Source organism: Robinsoniella sp. RHS, assembly GCF_001029355.1.
GTDB classification, from domain to species: Bacteria; Bacillota; Clostridia; order Lachnospirales; family Lachnospiraceae; genus Robinsoniella; species Robinsoniella peoriensis.
Map to the genome: position 1 here is coordinate 58,476 of NZ_JNGB01000030.1, position 22,184 is coordinate 80,659.

Genomic DNA, 22,184 nt, shown 5'->3' on the forward strand with positions numbered 1-22,184 from the left:
ATTTCGTTTATAGATATAAACGTCAGATATTGTGAATATTTAAAATTTTTGGAGATTTGCCCAATGAGATATGCAGATAAATCTTTTGAATTTGAGAACATATCAGATCTTTTACTTTGACAAAAAGTTTCGTAAAAATTCCCAGCCTTCTTCAGATTTTTGAATTAGATTTGAAGTTGGAATTGCTGTAACCGGATTTGCAGCCGATTCCTCCAAAGCCTTTATCAAAGCCTCTGCTTCCTGATCATTACGTATTACACGTGGTGTTGTAAAAGATACTGTTGCCATAATCGACACTCCTTTCTACTTTGTTATGTTTTAAATCTACAGTTATAGTTTAACGCAGATCCCCCTCATTAATCAAGTGAAATTTTTATAAATTCATAAGCGGAAATCATACCAATCTTGTATAAAAAGCGGTATAGCTTCAGGCTAAAACAGAGATACGAATGATTTCAAAAAAATAATTCCAAAAATTTCTCAAAAAAAAGGTTGAAATGTGTCGTAAGATATGGTAGAATCTTAACAATTTGAGAACCTATAGTGTGGTGATACAAAGAAGCCTGAATTTGGATTCAGACTTCAAAGTTTGACTCGAGGGGGAGCGCATGGCAAAATTTTGCGGCTATAGGAGCCTGAGATTTTAGTGGCGTTCTCTTTTTTTTTGCGCGAAGATAGGAACTTAAGTATTTTTTCAAGGTTTTCTTGAACAGATTGCTTTGGAAATAAGGGTTATGGTTCGTACAAAATGGTTACTATAAATAAAAGAAAAAGAAAGGGCAAGGTGGCATATGAAAGCTTTTCTAATACTAGAAGATGGCACTGTATTTACCGGAACCAGTATCGGAGCCGAGAAGGAGATTATCAGTGAGATCGTATTTAATACATCCATGACAGGATATCTGGAGGTTCTGACAGATCCTTCTTATGCAGGACAGGCAGTGGTAATGACCTATCCGCTGATTGGTAATTATGGTATCTGCCATGAGGATATGGAATCTGCAAGGCCATGGCCGGACGGTTACATCGTGCGTGAGTTATCCAGAATCCCAAGTAACTTCAGAAGTGAAGGTACGATTCAGGAATTTCTGAAAAAGCATGATATACCCGGTATTGCAGGAATTGATACCAGAGCGCTCACGAAGATCCTTCGTGAAAAGGGTACCATGAACGGGATGATAACCACAAACGAGCATTATATGATAGAAGAAATTATTCCGAAACTAAAAGCATATACCACTGGAAAAGTAGTGGAAAAGGTTTCCTGTAAGGAAAAATATGTACTGGAAGGGAATGGCCCGAAAGTTGCCCTGTTAGATTTAGGAGCTAAAAGAAATATTGCACGTTCTTTGAATCAGCTGGGATGTGAAGTGACGGTTTATCCGGCGCTGACTACTGCTGAGGAAATTATCGCATCCAATCCGGATGGCATCATGCTTTCCAATGGACCTGGAGATCCCAAAGAGTGTACTTCTATTATCGAAGAAATCAAGAAGTTATATGACTCTGAGATTCCGATTTTCGCAATCTGTCTTGGACATCAGTTAATGGCACTGGCTACAGGTGCAGATACTCATAAAATGAAATATGGACATCGTGGAGGCAATCATCCGGTTAAAGACCTGTCTACAGGAAGAGTTTACATCTCTTCACAGAATCATGGTTATGTAGTAGATACGGACAATCTGGATCCGGCTGTTGCTACACCTGCTTTTGTAAATGTAAATGATGAAACAAATGAAGGGCTGGCATATACAGGTAAGAATATTTTTACCGTACAGTTCCATCCGGAAGCTTGTCCGGGACCGTTAGATTCCGGATACTTATTTGACCGGTTTATGAAAATGATGGAGGTGACAAAATAATGCCAAAAAATCCTGAGATAAAAAAAGTATTAGTAATTGGTTCCGGTCCGATTATCATTGGACAGGCAGCAGAATTTGACTATGCAGGTACACAGGCCTGCCGCTCTCTGAAGGAAGAAGGCTTAGAAGTTGTATTGCTGAATTCTAATCCGGCTACGATTATGACAGATAAGCAGATTGCGGATAAAGTATATATTGAACCACTGACAACAGAAGTTGTAAAGCAGCTGATTTTAAAAGAAAGACCGGACAGCGTGCTTCCTACCCTTGGCGGACAGGCGGGACTGAATCTGGCGATGGAGCTGGATGAAGAGGGCTTCTTTGAAAAGAACAATGTAAAATTAATTGGTACCACTTCCATGACCATTAAGAAAGCAGAAGACCGTCTGGAATTTAAGAGTACCATGGAAAAAATAGGAGAGCCGGTTGCAGCTTCCAAGGTTGTAGAAAATATTGAAGACGGTATCGCATTTACGAATACTATTGGATATCCAATCGTATTAAGACCTGCATATACCCTGGGCGGCAGCGGCGGCGGCATTGCCCACAACGAAGAAGAACTGGTTGAAATCCTTGGTAACGGACTTCGTTTAAGCCGTGTGGGACAGGTTCTGGTAGAACGCTGTATCTCCGGATGGAAAGAAATCGAATACGAAGTAATGCGTGACAGCGCAGGAAACGTAATTACAGTTTGTAATATGGAAAATCTTGATCCCGTAGGCGTTCACACCGGAGACAGTATTGTAGTGGCACCGTCACAGACGCTGGGAGATAAAGAATATCAGATGCTTCGTACCTCTGCACTGAATATCATCAGTGAGCTTAAAATCACCGGAGGCTGCAACGTTCAGTATGCACTGCATCCAACCAGTTTTGAATATTGTGTTATCGAAGTAAACCCACGAGTAAGCCGTTCATCTGCTTTGGCATCCAAAGCAACCGGTTACCCAATTGCAAAGGTTGCTGCTAAAATCGCAGTTGGCTATACGCTGGATGAAATTAAAAATGCCATAACCGGAAAGACATATGCAAGCTTTGAGCCGATGCTGGACTATTGTGTTGTAAAAATACCCAGACTTCCATTTGATAAATTCATCAGTGCAAAGAGAACACTTACTACACAGATGAAAGCAACCGGAGAAGTAATGAGCATCTGCAATAATTTTGAAGGTGCACTTATGAAAGCGATCCGCTCACTGGAACAGCATGTGGACAGTTTAATGTCTTATGATTTCTCAAATCTACATGGGGATGACCTGTTAAAGCAGCTTGGGAAAATTGATGACAGAAGAATCTGGGTTATCGCAGAAGCAATCCGCCAGGGCGTATCTTATGAAGTGATTCATGATATAACCAAGATCGATATATGGTTTATTGATAAACTTGCAATTTTAGTGGAAATGGAACAGGCGCTTAAGGGACAGGAATTAACAAAAGAATTACTGGAAGAAGCGAAGCGCATTGAATTCCCGGATAATGTAATTGCAGCACTTACCGGAAAAACAGAGAAAGAAATCCGCGATATGCGTTATGATAACGGAATTGTTGCAGCATACAAGATGGTAGATACCTGTGCAGCAGAATTCGCGGCAACCACACCTTATTATTACTCTGTATTCGGAAGTGAAAATGAAGCAATCGAAACCAAAGACCGTAAAAAGGTACTGGTATTAGGTTCCGGTCCTATTCGAATTGGACAGGGGATTGAATTTGACTTCTGTTCCGTACATTGTACCTGGGCATTTTCAAATGAAGGTTATGAGACTATTATTGTAAATAATAATCCGGAAACGGTAAGTACCGATTTTGATATTGCAGATAAACTGTATTTTGAACCGCTTACACCGGAAGATGTGGAAAATATTGTTCGCTTTGAAAAACCGGACGGAGCAGTGGTGCAGTTTGGCGGTCAGACTGCGATTAAGCTCACGGAAGCGCTGATGAAGATGGGTGTTCCGATTTTAGGAACTTCCGCAGAAAATGTAGATGCGGCAGAAGACAGGGAACTGTTTGACAAGATTCTGGAGGAATGCCAGATTCCAAGGCCGGCAGGACATACCGTATTTACGGCAGAAGAAGCGAAGAAAGTAGCAAATGAACTGGGTTATCCCGTACTGGTAAGACCTTCTTACGTATTGGGCGGACAGGGAATGCAGATAGCAATTAATGATGAAGATGTAGATGAGTTTATCGGAATTATCAACCGAATTGCACAGGAACATCCGATTCTGGTAGATAAATATCTGGTTGGTAAAGAAATCGAAGTAGATGCGGTATGTGATGGAGACGACATCTTAATCCCTGGAATCATGGAGCATATTGAAAGAGCAGGCATTCATTCCGGTGACAGTATTTCTGTATATCCGGCACAGAGCCTGGATGCAAAGGTAAAGGCTAAGATCGAAGATTATACCAAAAAGCTGGCGCAGTCACTTCATGTAATCGGATTAATTAATATCCAGTTCATCGTATGCCAGGAAGATGTGTATGTAATTGAAGTAAATCCCCGTTCCAGCCGTACCGTTCCTTATATCAGCAAGGTTACCGGAATTCCAATTGTGACCCTTGCTACGAAAGTAATTTTAGGTTCTAAAATAAAAGATCTGGGTTATACACCCGGAGTACAGCCGGAAGCGGACTATATTGCAATTAAGATGCCGGTATTTTCATTTGAAAAAATCCGCGGTGCCGATATCAGCCTTGGTCCGGAAATGAAATCCACAGGTGAATGTCTGGGTATTGCGAAAACTTTCGATGAAGCCCTTTACAAAGCTTTCCTTGGCGCAGGCATAAATCTTCCGAAATATAAGAATATGATTATGACAGTGAAGGATGCAGATAAAGAAGATGCGGTAGAGATTGGAAGAAGATTTGAAGCAATCGGTTATAAAATATACGCAACCAGAAGTACTGCCAAAAAATTAAATGAAAATGGCGTACATGCAATTCGAATTAATAAGATTGAACAGGAATCGCCAAACTTATTGGATTTGATTCTGGGACATGAAATCGACCTGGTTATTGATACTCCATCACCAGGGGTGGAACGTGCGAAGGATGGTTTCCTGATTCGACGTAATGCCATTGAAACCGGCGTAAATGTCCTGACTTCTCTGGATACGGCAGAGGCTTTGATAACCAGTCTTGAAAATACTGATATAGAAAAGCTTACATTAATTGATATAGCGACTGTTTAAAATTTGATAAAGAAAAGTCTGGATATGAAAAACGGGTGTTTCCTGAAAATAGTATCCAGACTTTTTTAAATTTGTTAGAAATATTTACTAATGAAAAATATGGTACTGTTAATAACATCCAAATTAAAATGAAAAAGCATGCATGATTTATCTAATTGTTTTTATGAATATTTTTTGCTTGTTGATAATGCATAAGAATAATCTAACAAGATTGTTAAAATGTGTTATGCTTTTCACTAAATTTTCACTTGCTTTTTTACTTTGAAAAGGCTACAATGAGAAAGGTAGCAAAAAAGGTTAAGCAAAAGCCAGGAGGCCAATCCATTGAGAAAAAAATCTCATATCTCAGTTGCGAGATATATTGTTAATAATCTGAACACCCAGGAGCTTGATAACCATAAGAAAGCATTTTATTTGGGAAGTATACTTCCAGATTGTAAGCCTTCTTTTTTGACTAAGAAACATGAGTTTTTTGGAACTTTTGATCAGGTACGTGAGGATATCCGTAATTTAACAGAAGATTGTGATATATTTGGAAGAAACGAGCGTGTATACTGGAGACGTCTTGGAGAAGTAATCCATTACGTTGCTGACTATTTTACTTTTCCCCATAATGATACTTATGATGGGAATTTGAAAGATCACTGCATTTACGAAAAACATTTGAAAAAACATTTAAAAGAATATATCAAAAGTGGAGAAGCGTTAAGACAGCAGAAAGAAATGAAAACTTTCAAAACAGTAGAAGCTTTATTCCATTTTATTGAAACTTCACATCAGGAATATCTGAAATTTAAGCGTTCCGTAGAAGAGGATGTGAAATACATTATATCTCTTTGCCAGCAGGTTGTGGTATCGATTGTACAGTTGTTGAATATAAGAGTCGGTCAATTAGCACGTAATTATGCAATCGCATAAAAATAGGAAAAGTAAAGACTTCAGTGTCTTTGCTTTTTTTGCATTTTATGACATTTCTACAAGAAATCCCTATCTTAAAATCGACAAATTCAGACATAATAAAAATGATGACTAAATTAAAGTTATCATGAAAATCTGAAAGGAGAATGAAGTTATGGAATGTTCTTGCAATCAGGATGGGAAATCTGCTTGTTTTTCACAAAGCTGTACCTGCATTTTGGCAATGGCTACCGTACCCAGGCAGACATTTGGAGCAGTATACGAACCACAGGAGGCTCTGAAGCGTGGAACTATATTCCGTGATCTGGATCTGCCTTTTTATGTAGGAGGTGGAAACGATGGAAGATAGGAATGCATTGTTAAATGAATTGGATGCGGTCAGTTTTTGTGTCAATGATTTAACATTATATCTGGATACTCATCCGACAGATGTCCAGGCATTAGACCTGTTTGGTGAATATCTTGGGAAAAGAAAAGCCCTGATGGAAGCGTTTGAATCTAAATTTGAGCCCCTGACCATTGACTGCGTTAAGGCAGAAGGAATTCATGAGGCAAAATCAGAGTGTTCTTATGATGGACAACGTCATTTTACCTGGGTAGATGGAAGAACACCATGGGAAGGGGGTCTAGAGTAATGTGGACTTATGAAAAAAGATTACAGTATCCGGTAAAAATAACCCAGACGTGCCCCAAAACAGCACAATTGATCATCAGCCAGTTTGGCGGTCCGGACGGAGAACTGGCAGCATCTATGCGGTATCTGTCCCAGCGTTACACGATGCCATGCAAAGAAGTTGCCGGATTATTAACCGATATTGGAACGGAAGAACTGGCACATCTGGAAATTATATGTGCTATGATTTACCAGTTAACAAAAAATCTTACCATAGATGAAGCGAAAACATCGGGGTTTGATGCTTATTATATTGACCATACCACCGCTCTCTGGCCACAGGCAGCCGGCGGAATTCCTTTTAACGCATGTGAGTTTCAATCAAAAGGAGATGCGATTACCGATCTATTCGAAGATCTGGCAGCAGAACAAAAAGCCAGAACAACTTATGACAATATTCTGAGACTGGTACAAAATCCGGAGATCCGAGAACCGATCCAGTTTCTCAGAGCAAGGGAAGTAGTGCATTTCCAGAGATTTGGAGAGGCACTGGAGAAGACAAAAGAAAAAATGGATTCCAATAATTATTATTTTACGAATCCGGAGTTTGATAAATTTCCTGTTCATTAAATAGGGGAGGGAGAAAGGACAAAGGGGTGCTTTGTCCTTTTTTTCCGGGATACAGTAAATTCAACCCATAAAAAATCCAACCCATAAAAATCCAATATTACTTGACATAACATCAAATCATACATACAATTAAAATATAAATAGATACCAATCGTGCAGTTTCAAATTTTACAAATTCTTTACCTGAACCTACAGACAGATTTTCCAATTGCTGCTTATAATATTTGGAGAAGAACATGTAAACTTGTTTGTAATTTTCTGGAGGGATGAAGATGAAGAAGAAAATCGTAATAATGGGTTTCTTGTTAATGGTATTGTGCAATGTCACAGCCTGTACACAACTAAAGACGGCTAAAGAGATGGAACCGGTAACGGAAATGGAAGCGGAAGTAAATATTGTGATGCAGAATGCGAAAATACAAAGATAACGAAATATGAAGAACAGATACAGACCGAATACAAATCATGAAAGAAACTGGCGGCTGGTAGAAAAAGAGACTGATTTTTTATCAGCCTCTTTTTTAAAATTAGTATTTAATTATCGTCTAAATCGCCCTCTGTGGAGTATACCTGACGTTTTCTGGCCATTTCATCACTTGCAAGATATTCGTCGTAAGTAGTGATCTTATCGATCAGTGCACCACCCGGCATGATCTCCATGATACGGTTAGCAGTGGTCTGTACGATCTGATGGTCATGGGATGCGAACATAATTGCTCCTGGGAATTTAATCAAACCGTTATTTAATGCTGTGATAGATTCCATATCCAAATGGTTGGTTGGTTCGTCCAGGATTAATACGTTAGCACCTGAGATCATCATCTTGGATAACAGGCAGCGAACCTTTTCACCACCGGATAATACCTTTACTTTTTTCACGCCGTCATCGCCGGCAAAAAGCATACGTCCAAGGAATCCACGCACATAAGTAGCATCTTTGATTTCGGAATACTGTGTTAACCAGTCTACGATTATATAGTCATTATCAAATTCTTTGGTGCTGTCCTTTGGAAAATATGCCTGGGAAGTAGTGATACCCCATTTATAAGATCCGGAATCCGGCTCCATTTCACCAACTAAAATTTTGAAAAGAACAGTTTTTGCCAGTTCGTTTCCGCCTACCAGCGCAACTTTATCATCGTGATTTAATGTAAAGGACAAGTTGTCCAGAATTTTCACACCTTCAATTGTCTTTGAAAGACCCTCGACAGTCAGAACTTCATTTCCGATATCACGGCTTGGACGGAAATCAATATATGGATATTTACGGCTGGAAGGACGGATCGTATCCAGCTCGATTTTTTCCAAAGCACGTTTTCTGGAAGTTGCCTGTTTGGATTTTGAAGCATTAGCACTGAATCGGGAGATAAAATCCTGTAACTCTTTGATCTTGTCCTCTTTCTTCTTGTTTGCTTCTTTCATCTGTTTGATCAGCAGCTGGCTGGATTCGTACCAGAAATCATAATTTCCGGCGTAAAGCTGAATCTTACCATAGTCAATATCAGCAGTATGGGTACATACCTTATTCAGGAAATAACGGTCATGGGATACAACGATAACTGTATTATCAAAGTTGATCAGGAATTCTTCCAGCCACTCAATTGCATCCAGATCCAAATGGTTGGTAGGCTCATCCAGTAGAAGGATGTCAGGATTACCGAATAACGCCTGGGCGAGAAGTACCTTAACTTTTTCACTACCTTTTAAATCTTTCATAATAGAATAGTGAAGATCTGTTTCAATGCCAAGTCCGTTTAATAACTGGGCAGCATCGGATTCTGATTCCCATCCATTCATTTCAGCAAACTCACCTTCCAGTTCACTTGCCCGGATACCATCTTCTTCGGTGAAATCTTCCTTTGCGTAGATGGCTTCTTTTTCTTTCATAATTTCATACAGTCTCTTATTTCCCATAATGACAGTATCCAAAACGGTATACTCATCATATTTAAAATGATCCTGTTGTAAGAATGAGAGACGCTGACCCGGTGTAATGACGATATCACCCTTTGTTGTGTCTAACTGTCCGGAAAGAATTTTTAAGAATGTAGATTTACCTGCACCATTGGCACCGATTAAACCATAGCAGTTTCCCTCTGTAAATTTAATGTTTACATCTTCAAACAACGCTTTTTTTACCAATTCGAAGTGTTACATTATTTGCACTTATCATGTTCTAGAACCTCTTTTTATCTTTCTATATAAAAATCATATTGCATAGTCCCTTCTATTGTAACCGAAAATTGGAAAAATGCAAGGGGAAATATGTTTAAAAAAATCATTCAACTTTTTTCGGGGGATCATGACTTATTCTGCACTATTTCTTTAAGCAATTATGCGTAAAAATCTATAAATCCAGACAAAGCGACAAATTCAGACAGTATAGAAAAAAAGTGGAATAATTCAAGCTATTTATTGAGTTGTATTTGTTGATAAAATGTTCTATAATGAAAAAAATGATTTGGAAAATATGCCATTGACAGGAGGAGATCAGATATGCGGAATAATGGGGAGGAGGACGTCATAGAAATTGACAATCTCCCATGTGGTTTCTGCAAAATTAGAAATGATGATGATCTGACAATTGTGAGTGCAAATGCCCTCTTTTATAAGAGTTTTGGATACGTACCGCAGGAAGCAGAATCTGCAGGCTTCACGACAATTAGTAATATCATATATCCGGCTGACTGGCCGAAGGCAAAAGAGAAAGTAGACAGATGTAAGAAAGAGAAATTAGATTATATAGATATAGAAGTAAAAGCAATACATAGATCCGGAAGCGTACTCTGGAGTCTGATAAAGTGTACGGCTGATCCTCACGAAGCAGACTGCTTCAATTGTGTCGTACTGGATATCAGTAAACGGATGGAGGCTATTGAAGTCCTTAAAATGGGAGAAAAAGAGAAAATGCTGCTGCTTGGACATGCCAAACGGTTCGCGTTTCGATTTTATCCCATGACACGAGCTGCTGTGTTGTCAGAAGATACGGCGCTGGAACTTGGGCTGCCGGTCAAAGTGGAAAATCTGCCGGAGAGTATTGCGGATACGTATCCCGCAAAAGAGAGCAGAACAGAATTTATAAATTTTTATGACCGAATGCTGGAAGGCCAGCCTAAGGGAACTGCAATCCTGCATTTTAGAAACAAGACCGGGGATTATACCTGGTATGAATGTTCCTTTTCTATGGTATATAACCGTGACGGAATGCCATTGCATGCTGTAGTTTCTTTTGAAGATATCAGTGAACAGCGGGAAAAAGAAATTGCATATGAGAAATGGAGCCAGTTTAATCAGTCACAGCAGGAAAAAGCTGTAGCTTATTATGAGTGTGATATAACGAAAAATATTCTGGAAAGTGTCAGGACCGATATCAATAATATACTGCCGGAAGATGCAGTAGTGTCCTATGATAAAACATTAGAATATGTTGTGGACAACCTGATCGTGCCGGAGGACAGGCAGGGTTATGTAGAGTTATTCTGCAGGAGTGAAATGATCCGCCAGTTCCATAACGGGAAGCGGGAAATGAAAATGGAATGCCAGCGATATGCAAAGGATGGGAATGTATACTGGGTTATGGCATCCCTCCAGATGTTGCCCGATCCCTATTCGGATCACATAAAAGCATTTATACTGATAACAGATATTGACAAAGAAAAACGCAAAGCCCTGGAACTTCATGAACGGTCAAGGCGTGATCCGCTGACCGGGGTTCTTAACAGGCGGGCGATCATTGACCAGGTTACGGATGTATTGGATAAAAGCCAGCCAAACAGCAAACACATCTTTATCATGGTAGATATTGATCATTTTAAAGAATTAAACGACAACAAGGGACATCAGTTTGGAGACTGGGTGCTGTCGGTGATAACCAGTAAATTAAAAGAATCCCTGCGGGCAGATGACATACTGGGGCGTCTGGGAGGCGATGAGTTTATAGCTTTCTTAAAAGATGTACCGGATGAACATGTTATACAGGAACGCCTGGATACGCTTCTGCAAAAACTGGCGTTTTCCACGGGCAGCGCCTATAATATTACCGGGAGCCTTGGAATTGCCGTCTATCCAAAGGATGGAAAAGATTTTGACGGATTATACAAAAAGGCAGATCTGGCATTATATGAAGCAAAACGCCGGGGCAGAAACCAATATGTATTCTATAAGCCCGGCATGATACAATGATAAATTTTTATCAAATCTTTGGATTTGGGATTGCGTGGTATTGTGTGGAGTGAAGAAAACCCTGTCCCCAAAATCTGCTAATTCCTCTGAAACCCTGTATTTTACAGGGTTTTTTTTGTCTTAAAAATTATTGAGAAAGATGTTGATTTTTAGTGGCATTCGTGTTAAAATAAATTAAACCAAAAATAAAACAACACAAACAAACATGTAAGGAGGATTTTTTTCATGGCTAATGAATATGAAATCAAAAAACAAATTTGTGAGATCGGTAAGAGAATTTACGACAGGAATATGGTTGCTGCAAACGACGGTAACATTTCAGTAAAAATAAGCGATAACGAGTTCTTATGTACACCAACAGGTGTTTCTAAAGGATTCATGACACCAGAATTTATCTGTAAAGTAGATGGAAAAGGAAATGTTCTTCAGGCAAACGGAAACTTCAGACCTTCATCTGAAATCAAAATGCATATGAGAGTTTACGAAAAAAGACCGGATGTTGGAGCAGTAGTACATGCTCATCCTACATTTGCAACAAGCTTTGCAATCGCAGGTATTCCTTTAACACAGCCAATCATGCCGGAAGCAGTTATCGCTTTAGGATGCGTTCCGATCGCTGAATACGGTACACCTTCTACAGTTGAAATTCCAGACAATGTAGAAAAATACTTACCATATTATGATGCAGTATTACTGGAAAGCCACGGAGCTTTAACATGGAGCACAGACCTGTTAGCTGCTTACCACAAAATGGAATCTGTTGAATTCTACGCAGAGTTATTATACAAATCCAAAATGCTTGGAGGACCAAAGGAATTTGACAAAGAGCAGATCGCTAAATTATATGAAATCAGAAGACAGATGGGTCTTCCAGGAAAACATCCTGCAAATATCTGCGCTGAATTAGGCGGAAAATGCGGCGGCGGATGCCACTCAGCAGAAGGCTGCAACTGTGGATCAGCAAAAGCTGACGAACCTAGCGTTGAAGCAATCGTTGCAGAAGTGACAAAGAAAATCCTTGCTCAGATGAAATAAGGGGGTACCACAAAATGGCTATTAACGAACAAGAAATTCAAGATATTGTTCGAAGCGTGTTAAAAGGCATGGGTACGACGGCGGATAAACCGGCAGGATCTTCTAAAAAATTACTGGGTGTATTTGATGATATCAATGATGCGATAGCAGCAGCCAAAGAAGCCCAGAAAGAAATTCAGCCAATGCCATTAGAGTTTCGTGAAAAGATCATCTCCAATATCCGTAAGAAAACACTGGAAAATGCAAAAATGTTTGCTGAACTCGGTGTAGAAGAAACCGGAATGGGAAATGTAGGACATAAAATTTTGAAACACCAGCTGGTTGCAGAGAAGACTCCGGGTACGGAAGATCTGTCTACAGTGGCATGGTCAGGAGACAGAGGACTTACTCTGGTAGAAATGGGACCGTTCGGAGTTATCGGTGCAGTTTGTCCGTCTACGAACCCTACGGAAACCGTAGTATGTAATTCTATCGGAATGATCGCAGCAGGAAACACAGTTGTATTTGCACCACATCCATCTGCTAAAAACGTTTCAAATCTGGCAATTGATATGATTAACAGAGCCAGTGTTGAAGTGGGCGGACCGGAAAATATAGCCGTTGCTGTAAAAGAACCGACTATGGAAGTCAGCAAAGTGATTTTCTCACATAAAGATATCTCATTATTAGTAGCAACAGGAGGCCCGGGTGTAGTTACCACCGTTCTTTCTTCCGGTAAGAGAGCAATGGGAGCGGGCGCAGGAAATCCACCTGTTTTAGTTGATGAAACAGCTAATATCCCGAAAGCTGCAGAAGATATCATCAATGGATGTACATTTGACAATAACCTGCCTTGTATTGCTGAAAAGGAAGTTGTTGCAGTTGATATGATAGCGGACGAGCTGATCTACCATATGGAACAGGTTGGATGTTATCATGCAAACGCAGAAGAAGTTCAGAAATTGATCCAGACTGTTTTTATTGAAAACAATGGTAAGAGAACCCTGAACAGACAGTGCGTTGGACGCAGTGCAAAAGTTCTTCTTGGCAAAATCGGAGTTACGGTTGGCGATGAAATCCGTTGTATCATATTCGAAGGTGAAAAAACAAATCCTATGATCTGGGAAGAGCTTATGATGCCGATTCTGGGTATCGTAAGAGTAAAGAATGTAGAAGAAGGTATGGGCATTGCTCTTGAATTAGAACATGGCAACAGACATTCCGCACATATGCATTCAACAAATGTAAATAACCTTACAAAGTTTGGTAAAATGATCGACACCGCGATCTTTGTTAAAAATGCCCCATCTTATGCAGCACTTGGTTTTGGAGGAGAAGGATATCCTACTTTCACAATCTGCAGCCGTACAGGTGAAGGATTAACCTCCGCTAAAAACTTTACTAAGAGCAGAAGATGCGTAATGGGCGATGCACTTTGCATCAGATAAGGAGTGATAGACGTGGAAATGAATATAGAAGAAATTGTAAAACAGGTGCTTTCTGAAATGCAGGGCAATACCAGCAGCGCAGCACCGGCAGCAGCTCCTTGCAAAGCTTCCGGAACAATTCCGGCAACTTCAAAAGTAGCTATGCTGACAGCATTAGAGCATTATGATATTAAAGAGTTCCCGATTCCTGAAATCGGAGATGACGACATCCTGGTTAAGGTTGAAGGATGCGGCGTTTGTGGTACAGATGCACACGAATTCAAAAGAGATCCATTTGGTTTAATTCCTGTTGTACTTGGACATGAAGGAACCGGTGAAATTGTTAAAATCGGTAAAAACGTGAAAAAAGACAGCGCAGGCAAATCTCTTGGACTTGGTGACAAAGTTGTTACCTGTATGATTTTCAAAGACGATCCGGACATTACAATGTTCGATTTAAATAAGCAGAACGTAGGCGGAGCTGATGTATACGGCTTACTTCCGGATGATGATGTTCATCTGAACGGATGGTTTGCAGACTACCTGGTAATCCGTAAAGGTTCTACCGTATTTAATGTAAGTGAACTGGATTTAGAGTCCAGAATCTTAATTGAGCCATGTGCAGTATTAATCCATGCTGTAGAAAGAGCTAAAACAACCGGAATCTTAAGATTCAACAGCAGAGTTGTTGTTCAGGGATGCGGACCGATCGGTTTGATCTGTATCTCAATCTTAAAGACTATGGGAATTCAGAATATCGTCGCAGTAGACGGCGAGCAGAAGAGACTTGATTTCGCAAAAGAAATGGGCGCATCTCAAACTGTAAACTTCAAAGACCACAAAGGAATTGAAGCTCTTGCAGAAGGCGTGAAAGCAGCATTTGGCGGATACCTTGCAGACTTTGCATTCCAGTGTACCGGATCTCCGATCGCTCATGCAAATATCTACAAATTCATCCGTAACGGCGGCGGACTTTGTGAACTTGGATTCTTCATCAATGGTGGAGATGCAACAATCAATCCTCACTTTGATATCTGCTCCAAAGAAATCACAATCGTTGGTTCCTGGGTATATACACTCAGAGATTACGCAACTACATTTGAATTCTTAAAGGGCGCTCAGGCTATCGGACTTCCAATGAAGAAACTGATCACACATAAGTTCCCGTTAAGTGAAATTAATGAAGCTCATGTAACAAACCTGAAGATGGAAGGTCTTAAGATCGCTATCATCAATGAGTAAGTGAAAGGGGTGTGTTAGGCCATGCGTGAAGCAGCAGGAATTTTAGAAGTGTTTGGATGCGTAGCAGCATTTGTGGCAGCGGATGCAGCAGCAAAAGCGGCAAATGTCCGGATCGAATCCATCGACAAGAACAAACCTGCAAATGCAGATGCGTTACCGGTACCGCTTATTACTTGCTTAAAAATCAGAGGCAGTGTTGCAGATGTTAATGCTGCAATGGATGCGGCAGAAGAAGCAGCAAACAGTATTACAGGTGTTGTAACGAGATATGTTATCCCAGCTCCATCAGAGGATACTGAAAAGATGTTGAGATTAAGTGCAATATAGTGTAGAATAAATGTTTAGAGTAGATAAAATGAAGAATATCTGATGTTGGAAAACAACAACAAGGTTAATTAAGGAGGATTTTTATAATGACACAGGAAGCTTTAGGAATGGTAGAAACAAGAGGTTTAGTAGCAGCAATTGAAGCATCTGACGCTATGGTGAAAGCAGCAGACGTTCAGTTAGTAGGAACAGAAAAAATCGGATCAGGTCTTGTAACAGTTTTAGTTCGTGGAGATGTTGGAGCTGTTAAAGCAGCTACAGAAGTAGGCGCAGCAGCAGCAGGAAAACTTGGCGAGTTAGTAGCAGTACACGTTATCCCAAGACCTCACACAGACGTAGAAAAAATATTACCAAGCATCTAAAACGTGCTCCAATATCCTGAAAACAGAAGGAAAGATATATGAAATCAATTGGATTAATTGAATTACCTAATATTACGGATGCGATTCAGGCTCTTGATGTCATGCTGAAAACAGCAGATATCAGGTTCCTGACTTGGGAAAAGAAGTTAGGCGGACGACTGGTAACCATAATCGTTCAAGGCAATGTTTCTGCGGTGACGGAAGCAATAGAGTCTGCAAAGAGAAGTGCAGTAGGCAATATTGTGGCATCTGCAGTAATAGCAAATCCACATGAAGAAACGATGAACCTTGTAGAAATCAGTAGAAAGAAATATAAATTTCTACAGGAAGATTAAAATCTGTTATAAACAGATTCTAAGACTTCAGGATAAATCGAGGTAAAAGATATGGCCGATGAAAAAAATGTAAAAACTGCAGCTGCGAAAGCTCCTGCAAAAAGAAAACCAAGAACAACCCGCAAAAATGCGAATGCTGCCGCACCGGCAGCAAAACCAGTAATTAAGGAGGATATCAGAATGGAACTTCAGGCATTAGGAATGATAGAAACAAGAGGACTTATTGCTTCAATCGAAGCAGCAGATGCTATGTTAAAAGCAGCTAATGTAGTTTTAGTTGGAACAGAGAAAATCGGTTCCGGTCTTGTAAGTGTTATGGTTCGTGGCGATGTTGGAGCAGTGAAAGCAGCTGTTGAAGCTGGAAGCGCTTCTGCTGGAAGATTAGGCGAAGTTATCGCTGTTCATGTAATCCCAAGACCTCATACAGATGTAGAAAAGATCCTTCCACAGTTTTAATAAACAAATGACATTGCATGCTTTTTTCGCGGACAGATAATTGCCCGGGAAGAGGCATGCAGTTGACTTTATATGTCAGGAAGTGATTTTTTGAAATCCAACATAATGGATATGGTAGCTGTGTCCAGGATGCTCTATGAATTGAATAACCCCATGAAGAGAGGGACCGAAAAAATGCAGGAACAACAATTAGTAGATGAGATTGCAAGGTTAGTAGCTGAGCAATTAAAAAATAGTGTTGATGTATATAACCCGGCAGATGAGATTCCTATTGGAATTTCTGCAAGACATGTGCATCTTAGCAGAGAAGATGTAGAAACCTTATTTGGTAAGGGCTATCAGTTAAATAAGAAAAAAGAACTTATGGGCGGACAGTTCGCAGCCCAGGAGTGTGTAACCATCGTTGGAACAAAATTAAGAGCAATTGAAAATGTCAGAGTTTTGGGACCGGAGAGAATCCAGTCTCAGGTTGAAGTTGCCAAGACAGATGCGATACGTCTGGGATTAAACCCGCCGGTTCGTCAGTCAGGGGATCTTGCAGGCTCCGCACCAATTGCTATGGTTGGTCCAAAGGGTGTTGTATATTTGAAAGAAGGATGTATTGTTGCCAAAAGACATATTCATATGGCACCGGCAGATGCAGCCAGATATGGCGTAAAAGATAAGCAGGTTGTTAAAGTACGTTTTGACAGCGGCCGCGGCGGTGTTTTTGAAGATGTTGTAATCAGAGTAGATAATACATTTACATTAGAGATGCATATAGATACCGATGAAGCAAATGGCTTGGGTATCGGTAAAGATAAGGGAATTTTAATTAAATAATTCGATGAAACCCGATCGGCATTCGTATAAATCCATATAATTATGGATGACTGCATGAGGAAAAAGTATGAATTAGCGGATATTCCCGATAAAGTAATGTCGCAGCAGATGCAGCAAATGACGCAGTGAGTGCGGTAAATGACGCAGCAAATGCGGCAAATGTTGCGGTAGTGTGACGAATGACGCAGCAAATGCGACATAGGAGGAAAACATGATTATAGGCAAAGTAGTAGGAACGGTAATTTGTACAAGAAAGAATAATGATCTTGTTGGAAGCAAATTCCTGATCGTAGATCCAATGGAAAAGATGAAAACTGAAAATAGTAATCGTCTTGTTGCTGTGGATAACGTAGGAGCTGGTATCGGTGATATCGTGCTGGTGACAACAGGTAGTTCTGCGCGGCTTGGCTGTGGTGATCCGGATTCTCCGATTGATGCATGTATTGTAGGTATTGTAGATGACCCGCAAAAAATAGTCATAGTAGAATAGGTTGGAGTGGACGCAATGAATATGGTAGATATGAAAAAGGCTTTATTCGATGGCGGTGTTGTAGGAGCAGGCGGAGCAGGTTTCCCGACTCATGCAAAACTTTCAGACCAGGCAGAGACAATCATTTTGAACTGTGCAGAGTGTGAACCTTTGATCAAGGTTGACAGACAGCTCATGAGTGATTACATAAACGAAATACTTTCGGGCATGCAGATGCTTGCTGATACGTTAGGTGCCAACGAAGGAATCATCGCTGTGAAAAAGTCTTATACTGCTTCCATAGAGGCAGTAAACAGTTGCATTGGTAATTATAATAAACTTCGCCTTCATATTTTACCGGACATCTATCCGGCGGGAGATGAAGTCGTATTAATTTATGAAACCACGGGAAAAATCGTACCCCAGGGTAAGATTCCGATCCTGGTTGGATGTGTTGTTGTTAACGTGGAGACAGTATTGAACCTGTATCGCAAGGTAACAAGCGATACCAATGTTGTTACGAAGTTTGTAACGGTAGCAGGTTTGGTAAACGATCCGCTTACGGTAGAAGTGCCGATTGGTATTACGGTTAAAGAATTAGTAGACATGGCAGGTGGATTCTCTGCGGAAGATCATGTGATAATCATGGGTGGTCCTATGACGGGACGCATTTGTTCCGCGAGAGATATTGTAACGAAGACTACAAAAGCAATTTTAGTATTGCCTCCTACCTGTCCGCCAGTCGTTAAGAGACAGAGAAGCAATAAGTTAGACCTTAGAAATGCAATGTCTGTCTGTTCACAATGCTCCATGTGTACAAGTTTATGTCCTAGGAATTTACTTGGACAGTCAATTAAACCTCATGAATTTATGAGAGCGATCGCAAATGGAACTACTTATAATGTAGAGCCGTTCCTGAACTCTTTCTTCTGTTGTTCATGTGGATTATGTGAACTGTATTCTTGTCATCAGGATTTATCTCCAAGAAGATTACTGGATGCATATAAAACGGGTCTGAGAAGCAAAGGCGTGAAGATACCGGATAAAGCAGGGAAAGGCGTGGCAAGCAGTATGCGTGAGGAACGTAAAGTTCCGGAACACCGTCTGATGCTCAGGCTTGGTCTGGCTAAATTTGATATTCCGGCACCGATGAAAGGCTGTCCGATTGAAATTAACGAAGTAAAATTAATGCTTCGTCAGAATATTGGCGCACCTTGTGTACCATCTGTAAAGGTGGGAGATGAGGTGACTGTCGGACAACAAATCGCTGCACCGCCGGAAGGCGCTTTAGGAACCTGTTTACATGCAAGTATTGCCGGAAAAGTTACGGCAGTTACTGATAACTTTATCAGCATTAAATCATAATGGAGATGAGAACAATGAGAGCAATTGGAATGGTGGAATATAAAACTGTTTCCACAGGTATTAAGGCGGCAGACCTTATTGTGAAAACAGCTGATGTTGAGCTGATTCAGGCTCAAACAGTTTGCCCGGGTAAATTCATTATCTTATTTACCGGCGATCTAAGTGCAATCAGAGTTTCCGTAGATGCTGCTAAAAAAGAGTATCCGGAAAGCATGATTGACAGCTTCGTGCTGGGTAACCCGCACGAATCCGTATTTAAAGCACTTAACTGCACAGCAGATATCGAAGATGTTCAAGCTTTAGGTGTAATTGAAACCTTTACCGGAGCATCGGCTATTGTAGCTGCTGATCACGCAGCAAAAACCGCAGAAGTAGACCTTTTTGAAATCAGAATTGCAAGAGGTATGTGCGGTAAATCATATGTGTTATTAACAGGAACAGTATCTGCAGTTACAGAATCTGTAACCTCTGCTGTTGCTTTAATAAAAGAAGAGGGTCTTGTACTGGATTATGCAGTCATTCCTAGTCCTTCTAAAGAGTTTGTAAAAACCTTAATTTAAACCTTGTCGGAAAAAAGCCTGGTGTTTATCACCGGGCTTTTTTTCGCATTATATGGATATGGTTTTCCGATGCATTTTATTGATACAAGGCTGATTTTCACAGTATGGTGGAATACGGGGATTAATCCACTTTCTATGAACTGGGGGATTGAATATTTAGCATATTCTGATTATAATGATAAGTAGTTTTTAAAGATCAGACGGCTGATAGAACAAGAAAAATCACAAAAAGAAAAAAGACGACCAGAAAAGGAGTGTACATCATGGCAATTGAGAAAGTTAGGGCTTATTTAAAAGTATTTAATATGGATGATCAAGTATTGGAATTCGATACTTCCAGTGCGACCGTGGAACTGGCTGCCCAGGCAGCGGGAGTAGAGCCGGCGAGAATAGCAAAGACACTTTCTTTTAAGAGTAAGTCCGGAGATCATGCAGTTTTAATTGTTGCGGCGGGAGATACGAAAATAGATAACAGCAAATTCAAGGGCTTTTTTGGCATGAAAGCGAAGATGTTGGCACCGGAAGAAGTGGAAGATCTGGTGGGTCATGCTATAGGAGGGGTATGTCCTTTTGCAGTGCCAGAGTCGGCAGAAATATATCTGGACGAATCATTAAAAAGGTTTGATACTGTCTTTCCGGCGTGTGGCAGCAGCAATAGCGCTATAGAACTGACCTGTTCCCAGTTAGAGCTATATGCAAAGGCAAAGGAATGGGTCGACGTATGTAAAGGCTGGGAATAAGAAGTTTTTGAAAGAGGCATGGCTGTTGTTAACTTTATTAAAAGTAAGGTTGACAATAGGTATGCCTTCGTTTATAATGTGATTGTCAACAAAATATACATATTAGTTTACAATGAAAGGGATCTTATGAATAAGAAAAATAATATAAAAACGCAGTCTATAGTTCTCGTGGGAATGTTTGCCGCTATCCTGGCAGTACTATCCCAGATTTCAATTCCGATGCCGTCAGGGGTGCCTGTAACAATGCAAACCTTTGCAGTAGCTTTAACCGGGTGTGTACTGGGGTGGAAAAAAGGAACTATGGCAACGGTAATCTATATTGTTCTGGGTGGAGTTGGTGTTCCTGTATTTTCCGGCTTAGCGGGGGGATTAGGGATTTTATTTGGCAAAACAGGAGGATTCATATTTGGATTTATTTTCCTTTCCCTTCTGTGCGGACTGGCCGTCAGTATAAAAAATAGGGTGATTGGCGGAGTATTTGCCGTATGCGGTCTGCTGATCTGCCATATACTTGGTATCCTGCAGTTTATGCTGTTGATGAATATGTCATTCTGGTCATCAGCCGTGTTGGTTTCTGTTCCGTATCTGATTAAAGACATTATTTCTATAGTACTTGCTTTTGTAGTAGGAGCCGTATTGCGAAAATCATTGAATGCTGCCAATATTTTAACCTATGCAAAAACATTCTAAGAAAATGTCCGGTGTTATATTTTGGTAATATTACGTACGGATTTTCGTTCGATAAAATTGGTGTCGATCATTTTTACCACGGGGAAATTGGTCTCACATCCATTGATGCGTTTGAGCAGTAGTTTTGCTGCCTGTTTCCCCATTTCCTGCAAGTTTTGTACGATAGCTGTAATGGGCGGCTCAAAGGCAGAGAAGATTTCATCGTCGTCAAATGTCAGGATAGACAGGTCTTGGGGAATAGATATACCAAGGGTATTGAGTTCCATAATGACACCCAGTGTCGTGATATAGCCCAGAATTAAAACTGCAGTAGGGCGAGGGGTCAGCTCTAACATACGGCGCAGCTGTACAGCTCCGGAATGGGGGGGATTCAACAAGGATGACCATAACTGGAAGAACCCGGACGATATTATCCGGCTTCTGCTGAAAGTAACCAGCAGGGGAGGCAATTACCTTCTGAATATCGGTCCGGATGCAACCGGACATGTACCGGACAGAAGCATCGCTATTTTGGACGAGGTGGGAAAATATGTTCAGGATAATGCGGACAGTATCTTTGGAACCAGAAGAGTAGACCTCTATGCTTATGAATTAGAGTGGGCTCAATTTACACAGAAAGATTATAAGTTATTTGTACATGTCTTAGCTCCGAGGCGCCGTATTGAATTGCTTAATGTAGGCAATAAAGTAAAAAGTGCATATTTAGTAAGCAATGGACAGGAACTGGAATACGAGTGTTCCGTTACCTGTGAGGGAGCAGGTGTGATTGAAGTAGAAGTCCCGGAAGAATTATGGGATGAAAAAAATTACTGTGTCTGCCTTGAGACAGAGGAAAAAGATCCGGTATTTGAACCGATAAGAGGATAGTATAGAGCGTGTCTTAGAATAATTGCACCTGTCTGACGCTTGTGTGAAGCGGACAGTACAGACTCAAATATTTTAAGATACGCTCTTTTGGCAGTGCATCCCT

24 protein-coding genes and 2 pseudogenes are annotated in these 22,184 nt (G+C 40.5%); 23 read left to right on the forward strand and 3 right to left on the reverse strand.

Annotated features, from left to right (window positions below):
- Positions 1 to 111: 111 nt before the first annotated feature.
- Positions 112 to 288 carry a hypothetical protein gene (locus RHS_RS31075; RefSeq protein ID WP_395022465.1) on the reverse strand — a complete coding sequence of 59 codons (177 nt, stop codon included), beginning with the start codon at positions 286 to 288 and terminating at the stop codon, positions 112 to 114.
- Between the two features lie 503 nt (positions 289 to 791).
- Between RHS_RS31075 and RHS_RS14670 the strand changes: the two genes are divergently transcribed.
- The 7 genes from RHS_RS14670 to RHS_RS31080 all read left to right on the forward strand — a co-directional run bounded on the left by RHS_RS14670 (position 792) and on the right by RHS_RS31080 (position 7,651).
- Positions 792 to 1,865 (forward strand): carbamoyl phosphate synthase small subunit, encoded by a 1,074-nt coding sequence (locus tag RHS_RS14670; protein ID WP_044292982.1) that lies wholly within the window; start codon positions 792 to 794, stop codon positions 1,863 to 1,865.
- On the forward strand, positions 1,865 to 5,062 hold the full coding sequence (gene carB, locus RHS_RS14675) for a carbamoyl-phosphate synthase large subunit (protein WP_044292980.1): 3,198 nt from the start codon (positions 1,865 to 1,867) through the stop codon (positions 5,060 to 5,062). The genes RHS_RS14670 and carB overlap by 1 nt, the downstream gene beginning before the upstream one ends.
- A 324-nt stretch (positions 5,063 to 5,386) precedes the next feature.
- Positions 5,387 to 5,980 carry a zinc dependent phospholipase C family protein gene (locus tag RHS_RS14680; protein ID WP_044289308.1) on the forward strand — a complete coding sequence of 198 codons (594 nt, stop codon included), beginning with the start codon at positions 5,387 to 5,389 and terminating at the stop codon, positions 5,978 to 5,980.
- 154 nt (positions 5,981 to 6,134) lie between these two features.
- Positions 6,135 to 6,329, forward strand: a complete 195-nt coding sequence (locus RHS_RS14685) for a spore coat associated protein CotJA (RefSeq protein WP_044292978.1) — start codon at positions 6,135 to 6,137, stop codon at positions 6,327 to 6,329.
- Positions 6,319 to 6,615 (forward strand): spore coat protein CotJB, encoded by a 297-nt coding sequence (locus RHS_RS14690; RefSeq protein WP_044292976.1) that lies wholly within the window; start codon positions 6,319 to 6,321, stop codon positions 6,613 to 6,615. Before RHS_RS14685 ends, RHS_RS14690 begins: the two co-directional genes overlap by 11 nt.
- The gene (locus RHS_RS14695; RefSeq protein WP_044292975.1) at positions 6,615 to 7,223 is read left to right on the forward strand and encodes a manganese catalase family protein; all 609 of its coding nucleotides are present in this window, start codon (positions 6,615 to 6,617) and stop codon (positions 7,221 to 7,223) included. Before RHS_RS14690 ends, RHS_RS14695 begins: the two co-directional genes overlap by 1 nt.
- Positions 7,224 to 7,495: 272 nt before the next feature.
- On the forward strand, positions 7,496 to 7,651 hold the full coding sequence (locus tag RHS_RS31080; RefSeq protein WP_156042869.1) for a hypothetical protein: 156 nt from the start codon (positions 7,496 to 7,498) through the stop codon (positions 7,649 to 7,651).
- A 106-nt stretch (positions 7,652 to 7,757) separates the two neighbouring features.
- Here the strand turns inward: RHS_RS31080 and RHS_RS14700 are convergent.
- Positions 7,758 to 9,396, reverse strand: a pseudogene (locus tag RHS_RS14700) (ABC-F family ATP-binding cassette domain-containing protein).
- Between the two features lie 323 nt (positions 9,397 to 9,719).
- Between RHS_RS14700 and RHS_RS14705 the strand changes: the two are divergent.
- From RHS_RS14705 to RHS_RS14770, 14 genes are all read left to right on the forward strand, one after another.
- A complete protein-coding gene (locus tag RHS_RS14705) occupies positions 9,720 to 11,405 on the forward strand; it encodes a diguanylate cyclase domain-containing protein (RefSeq protein WP_044292974.1) in 1,686 nt (561 codons plus the stop codon).
- A gap of 225 nt (positions 11,406 to 11,630) precedes the next feature.
- Entirely contained in the window at positions 11,631 to 12,440 is an 810-nt protein-coding gene (locus tag RHS_RS14710) for a class II aldolase/adducin family protein (protein WP_047833590.1), read from the forward strand.
- A gap of 14 nt (positions 12,441 to 12,454) precedes the next feature.
- Positions 12,455 to 13,867, forward strand: a complete 1,413-nt coding sequence (locus RHS_RS14715; RefSeq protein WP_044292972.1) for an aldehyde dehydrogenase family protein — start codon at positions 12,455 to 12,457, stop codon at positions 13,865 to 13,867.
- Positions 13,868 to 13,885: 18 nt separating this feature from the next.
- A complete protein-coding gene (locus RHS_RS14720) occupies positions 13,886 to 15,088 on the forward strand; it encodes a zinc-binding dehydrogenase (protein WP_330572559.1) in 1,203 nt (400 codons plus the stop codon).
- 21 nt (positions 15,089 to 15,109) lie between these two features.
- Positions 15,110 to 15,415, forward strand: a complete 306-nt coding sequence (locus tag RHS_RS14725) for a BMC domain-containing protein (protein WP_027293694.1) — start codon at positions 15,110 to 15,112, stop codon at positions 15,413 to 15,415.
- 86 nt (positions 15,416 to 15,501) lie between these two features.
- Positions 15,502 to 15,777, forward strand: coding sequence for a propanediol utilization microcompartment protein PduA (gene pduA / locus RHS_RS14730; RefSeq protein WP_027293695.1), 276 nt, complete (start codon positions 15,502 to 15,504; stop codon positions 15,775 to 15,777).
- A 38-nt stretch (positions 15,778 to 15,815) separates the two neighbouring features.
- Positions 15,816 to 16,112, forward strand: coding sequence for a BMC domain-containing protein (locus RHS_RS14735; RefSeq protein WP_027293696.1), 297 nt, complete (start codon positions 15,816 to 15,818; stop codon positions 16,110 to 16,112).
- 180 nt (positions 16,113 to 16,292) lie between these two features.
- Positions 16,293 to 16,568, forward strand: coding sequence for a BMC domain-containing protein (locus RHS_RS14740; protein ID WP_027293697.1), 276 nt, complete (start codon positions 16,293 to 16,295; stop codon positions 16,566 to 16,568).
- A 174-nt stretch (positions 16,569 to 16,742) separates the two neighbouring features.
- A complete protein-coding gene (locus tag RHS_RS14745) occupies positions 16,743 to 17,390 on the forward strand; it encodes a phosphate propanoyltransferase (protein ID WP_395022499.1) in 648 nt (215 codons plus the stop codon).
- Positions 17,391 to 17,601: 211 nt separating this feature from the next.
- Complete coding sequence (locus RHS_RS14750; protein ID WP_027293699.1) at positions 17,602 to 17,880, forward strand: EutN/CcmL family microcompartment protein; 279 nt, start codon at positions 17,602 to 17,604, stop codon at positions 17,878 to 17,880.
- Positions 17,881 to 17,895: 15 nt separating this feature from the next.
- A complete protein-coding gene (locus tag RHS_RS14755) occupies positions 17,896 to 19,224 on the forward strand; it encodes an SLBB domain-containing protein (RefSeq protein ID WP_047833592.1) in 1,329 nt (442 codons plus the stop codon).
- A 14-nt stretch (positions 19,225 to 19,238) separates the two neighbouring features.
- Positions 19,239 to 19,784 (forward strand): BMC domain-containing protein, encoded by a 546-nt coding sequence (locus RHS_RS14760; RefSeq protein ID WP_044289309.1) that lies wholly within the window; start codon positions 19,239 to 19,241, stop codon positions 19,782 to 19,784.
- Between the two features lie 263 nt (positions 19,785 to 20,047).
- A complete protein-coding gene (locus RHS_RS14765; protein WP_027293703.1) occupies positions 20,048 to 20,524 on the forward strand; it encodes a YbaK/EbsC family protein in 477 nt (158 codons plus the stop codon).
- Positions 20,525 to 20,650: 126 nt separating this feature from the next.
- Entirely contained in the window at positions 20,651 to 21,214 is a 564-nt protein-coding gene (locus RHS_RS14770) for a biotin transporter BioY (RefSeq protein WP_027293704.1), read from the forward strand.
- A 14-nt stretch (positions 21,215 to 21,228) separates the two neighbouring features.
- Here the strand turns inward: RHS_RS14770 and RHS_RS14775 are convergent, their stop codons facing one another.
- Positions 21,229 to 21,588 carry a substrate-binding domain-containing protein gene (locus RHS_RS14775; protein ID WP_395022471.1) on the reverse strand — a complete coding sequence of 120 codons (360 nt, stop codon included), beginning with the start codon at positions 21,586 to 21,588 and terminating at the stop codon, positions 21,229 to 21,231.
- Between the two features lie 37 nt (positions 21,589 to 21,625).
- Here RHS_RS14775 and RHS_RS31085 point away from each other — a divergent pair.
- Both RHS_RS31085 and RHS_RS14780 read left to right on the forward strand, forming a co-directional pair.
- Positions 21,626 to 21,700, forward strand: a pseudogene (locus RHS_RS31085) (alpha-L-fucosidase); the annotation flags it as partial.
- A gap of 24 nt (positions 21,701 to 21,724) precedes the next feature.
- The gene (locus tag RHS_RS14780; RefSeq protein ID WP_395022473.1) at positions 21,725 to 22,081 is read left to right on the forward strand and encodes a hypothetical protein; all 357 of its coding nucleotides are present in this window, start codon (positions 21,725 to 21,727) and stop codon (positions 22,079 to 22,081) included.
- Positions 22,082 to 22,184: the final 103 nt, after the last annotated feature.